This is a genomic window from Paraperlucidibaca sp. (assembly GCF_982810325.1).
The window spans coordinates 1-4,584 of sequence record NZ_CEYEMI010000058.1 but is presented as its reverse complement, the minus strand read 5'-3'; the positions used below and the strand labels follow the sequence as shown (position 1 = coordinate 4,584).

Annotated in this window: 3 protein-coding genes; 2 read left to right on the top strand and 1 reads right to left on the bottom strand. The window is 52.3% G+C overall.

Features of this window, described 5'->3' with window-relative positions; translation table 11 throughout:
- Positions 1-59 precede the first annotated feature (59 nt).
- Together glmU and glmS are read left to right on the top strand one after the other, a co-directional pair.
- Entirely contained in the window at positions 60-1,430 is a 1,371-nt protein-coding gene (gene glmU, locus AC3DKE_RS10985; protein ID WP_487990710.1) for a bifunctional UDP-N-acetylglucosamine diphosphorylase/glucosamine-1-phosphate N-acetyltransferase GlmU, read from the top strand.
- 10 nt (positions 1,431-1,440) lie between these two features.
- The gene (glmS, locus tag AC3DKE_RS10980; RefSeq protein WP_487990709.1) at positions 1,441-3,261 is read left to right on the top strand and encodes a glutamine--fructose-6-phosphate transaminase (isomerizing); all 1,821 of its coding nucleotides are present in this window, start codon (positions 1,441-1,443) and stop codon (positions 3,259-3,261) included.
- Positions 3,262-3,306: 45 nt separating this feature from the next.
- On the opposite strand, the gene AC3DKE_RS10975 is transcribed toward glmS, so the two are convergent.
- On the bottom strand, positions 3,307-4,584 hold a 1,278-nt coding region (locus AC3DKE_RS10975), incomplete at its 5' end, for a putative bifunctional diguanylate cyclase/phosphodiesterase (RefSeq protein WP_487990708.1).

Genomic DNA, 4,584 nt, shown 5'->3' with positions numbered 1-4,584 from the left:
GCAAATTAAAGCAGTTCGTGTAAAATGCCCGCCATTGCAGTAATAGAACAGTTGGTAACATGGCATTACAGGTCGTTATTCTAGCCGCAGGCAAAGGCACACGTATGCGCTCAGCGCTGCCCAAGGTCATGCAACCTTTAGCAGGCAAGCCGCTGTTGGCCCATGTGCTAGATGCTAGCCGAACACTTGGTGCTGAACGCCCCATTGTGGTCTATGGCCATGGTGGCGATGTTGTACAAAATGCCTTTACCAACGACGCTATTGATTGGGTCTTGCAGGCCGAACAAAAAGGCACAGGCCATGCGGTACTAGTGGCCCTGCCAGTGCTTGCAAAAGAAGGTAGTACGCTGATTCTGTATGGCGATGTGCCGTTACTTTCCGTTAGCACATTGCAGCGCCTACTCGCAGTTTGCGAGGGCAAAAATGAGCTCGGTTTGCTTACTGTCACGCTCGATAATCCCACCGGTTATGGCCGCATTGTGCGCGAAGCTGGCAAGGTATCGCGCATTGTTGAGCAGAAAGACGCCAGCGCCGATGAGCTACTCATTAAAGAAGTGAACACCGGCATTTTGTGCGTACCAAATGCCTTATTGCATAAATGGCTGCCTGAGCTGCGTAATGCCAATTCGCAAGGTGAATACTATTTAACAGATTTGATTGGCATGGCTACCGCTGAAGGCGTGACAGTAACGGCAGTGCATCCCGAAACGCCGTGGGAAGTGGAAGGCGTCAACGACAAACTGCAATTAGCCACGCTAGAGCGCGTATGGCAACGTGCTCAGGCCGATGCGTTGCTCCGCGCCGGAGTGACTATAATCGACCCTGCGCGCGTGGATATTCGCGGCGAGTTAGTGCATGGCCAAGATGTACTACTCGAGCCTAATGTACAGATCAATGGCCGAGTTGTGCTTGGTGATGGAGTACAAGTAGGCATAGGCTCGGTATTGAGTAATTGCGAAATTGCCGCAGAGACCATTATTAAACCCTATAGCATCATCGACTCAGCAAGCATTGGCGAACGCGCGCAGATAGGCCCGTTCGCGCGTATCCGCCCGGGCAGCGACTTAGGCGCTGATGTGCATATTGGCAACTTTGTTGAGACCAAAGCCACGCGCATGGGCGCTGGCTCAAAGGCGAACCATCTCACCTATTTGGGTGATGCAGTTATTGGCAGCGGCTCAAATATTGGCGCAGGCACGATTACCTGCAATTACGACGGCGCGAATAAACACTTAACTACCATCGGCGACAATGTGTTTATTGGTAGCAATAACTCCTTAGTGGCGCCCGTAGAAATCTCTTCAAATGCGACCACTGGTGCAGGCTCAACTATTACCAAGTCAGTGGCCCAGGCAACGCTTGCGGTAAGTCGCGCTAAACAAATCACTCTTGATGGTTGGCAGCGCCCGACTAAAAACACGACAAAATAAGGATATCTGTATGTGCGGAATAGTAGGTGCGATTGGCGAGCGTAATGTCGCTGAAGTTTTGATCGAAGGCTTGCGCCGCCTCGAGTACCGCGGCTATGACTCCGCAGGCCTGGCCGTCATTCACGACGGGGATATTATTCGTGAGCGCGAAATGGGAAAAGTGCAGGCGCTCGCCGATGTGAGCGCACATGTACATGGCCATTTGGGCATCGCTCACACCCGCTGGGCTACCCACGGCGCGCCAACGCAAGACAACGCACATCCACATCGCTCCGGTGATATTGCGGTGGTGCACAACGGCATTATCGAAAACTACGAGTCACTGCGCGAGCGCTTACAGGCTGAAGGTTTTGCTTTCACATCACAGACCGATACGGAAGTTGTGCCGCATTTGATTCAGTCTGAGCTGCGTAAAAACCCCGACTTCATGGGTGCAGTGAGGGCTGCTGTTGCGCAGCTGCATGGCGCTTTTGCCTTGGGCATTATTCGCGCCAATGAACCATCGCGCTTGCTAGCTGTTCGCCAAGGTTCGCCATTAGTGGTTGGTATTGGCATCGGTGAAAACTTTATTAGCTCTGATCAGCTCGCGCTATTGCCAGTGACTAACCGCTTTATTTACTTGGAAGAGGGCGACTTCATTGAGGTCTGCGCCAAGAAAGTCACCATTTGGAATGGTCGTGGTGTTGAGGTTAGCCGGCCAATTGTAGAGCTAGACGCCACGCTACATGCGAGCTCAAAAGCTGGCTATAAGCACTATATGTTGAAAGAAATTTACGAGCAGCCATTAGCGATTGAACGTACTTTGGCTGGCCGTGTTAGCCAAGGAAAAGTGGCTATTGATGCTTTTGGCCCGCAAGCAGCGACGTTATTTGCGCAGGCGCGCCATATTCAAATTTTAGCTTGCGGCACAAGCTATCACGCCGGTTTTGTGGCGAAATATTGGCTAGAAGCGATTGCGGGGATTTCCTGTCACGTAGAGGTCGCGAGCGAGTTCCGCTATCGCACCACGGTACTGCCCGCCGACACATTGCTAGTAACCATTTCACAGTCGGGTGAAACCGCCGACACCTTGGCCGCTTTACGTGAAGTTAAGTCACGTGCGATGGGCTCACTTTGCATTTGCAACGTGCCGACATCCACCTTGGTGCGCGAATCTGATTTGGCGTTCATTACGCATGCCGGCCCCGAGATTGGTGTGGCGTCGACTAAGGCATTTACTACGCAGTTAGTTGCGCTGATGCTTTTGGTGCTAGCGACAGGTCGCCAGCAAGGCAATTTGAGCGCCGAGCGCGAGCAAGATATCGTTACCCAACTGCAGGGCTTGCCAGCTTTGGTTGATCAAGTATTAGCGATGGATCCTGCTATCGAGCGCATTGCTGATGAGTTTGCAGATAAGCATCACACGCTGTTTCTAGGCCGCGGTACGCAGTATCCGGTAGCGATGGAAGGCGCTTTGAAGCTGAAGGAGATCTCGTATATTCATGCTGAGGCTTATCCAGCAGGTGAGCTTAAGCATGGCCCGTTGGCATTAGTTGATCAAGACATGCCAGTAGTCGCCGTGGCACCGAAAAATGATCTCATCGATAAGCTAAAATCGAACCTGCAGGAAGTTCGAGCTCGCGCAGGCGTGCTCTATGTCTTTGCTGATCAGAATGCTGATGTACGCGAAGAGCCTGGCATTAAGGTGTTCTCTATGCCGACTGTTGCCGATGAAGTTGCGCCGATTCTTTACACGATTCCATTGCAGCTTTTGTCTTACCACGTGGCGATTACCAAAGGCACTGATGTTGATCAGCCGCGCAATTTGGCGAAGTCGGTCACAGTAGAATAAGAGCAGATATGCGTGGGTGCCAAAATCACTGGCACCCACGTCGTCTTACAGCTCTATCCCGCTTAAAAATGAAGGTTGCTGGCGCTCTGCCAGTGCCTGCTCTCGTAGTAGTAGCTCCATAGCCTCGGCAGTCACCGGCCGACTAATCAAATAGCCTTGCACGATATCGCAGCGCTCTTGCTCCAAGAAATGATAGTGCTCACGCGTTTCCACGCCCTCAGCAACCACCTTCATGCCAAGCTCATGTGCCATGGTAATGATGGCGCGTACGATGGCGCCATCTTCATTTTGCGTGCCAACATCGCGGATAAAGGACTGGTCTATCTTTAGAATATCGAGTGGGAAGCGGCGTAGATGGCTCAATGACGAATAGCCGGTGCCGAAGTCGTCGAGGGCTATGCTCACACCCATGCGGCGAATCTGCTTGAACAAACTAATGGCCAAGTCTGGGTCATCCATCAGAGATGTTTCAGTTAGCTCAATTTCCAACTGCTTTGCGCTTAGGCCGCTATCATCGAGCGCCTGCTCCAACAGCTGTAGCAAATTACCTTTGTGCAGCTGCTGTGGCGGTATGTTGACGGCCACATGAAGCTTGCCAAGACCAGCATCGGTCCATGCTTTCAGCTGAGTTGTGGCTTGAGACAATACGCGCTCGGTAATAACCGAGATCAGCCCGGTTTCTTCAGCCAATGGAATAAATTTGCCCGGATGCAAAAGGCCCAGAGTTGGATGTTGCCAACGTACTAGTGCCTCCATGCCGACGATGCGCTGACTGGCCAGCGATAGTTTCGGTTGGTAATGCACAATAAACTCATCGCGGAAAATCGCTTTGCGCAGACTGTTTTCTAGATGCAGTTGCTCAACAGTGGCACTGCGCATATCTGGGCTATAACGCCGCCATTGATTACCGCCTAAGCGCTTGGCTTGCTGCATAGCGAGGTCGGCGTGATTGATTAAAATGGCTAACTCACGACCGTGTTCGGGGAACTCGCAAATGCCTAAGGACGCGCCCAATAGCAGCTCATGATCGCCGATGCGGAAGGGCGCACGCAGGCTGCCGATTACCTCTTCGCTAAGGCGTTCGAGATCATCATTGCTGTGAACATCGGGGAAAATCAGCGCGAATTCGTCACCACCAATACGCGCTAAGGTATCGAGCTTGCTGCCAAGTTCAGTGAGGCGGCGGCCAGTTTCGCGCAGAATGCTATCGCCAACTTCGAAGCCCAGCGACTCGTTAACTTGGCGAAAGCGATCAAGGTTAATGAATATCAGCCCTACGCGAGTTTGCGTGTCACGAGCATCGCTTATGGCGGCATGCAGGCG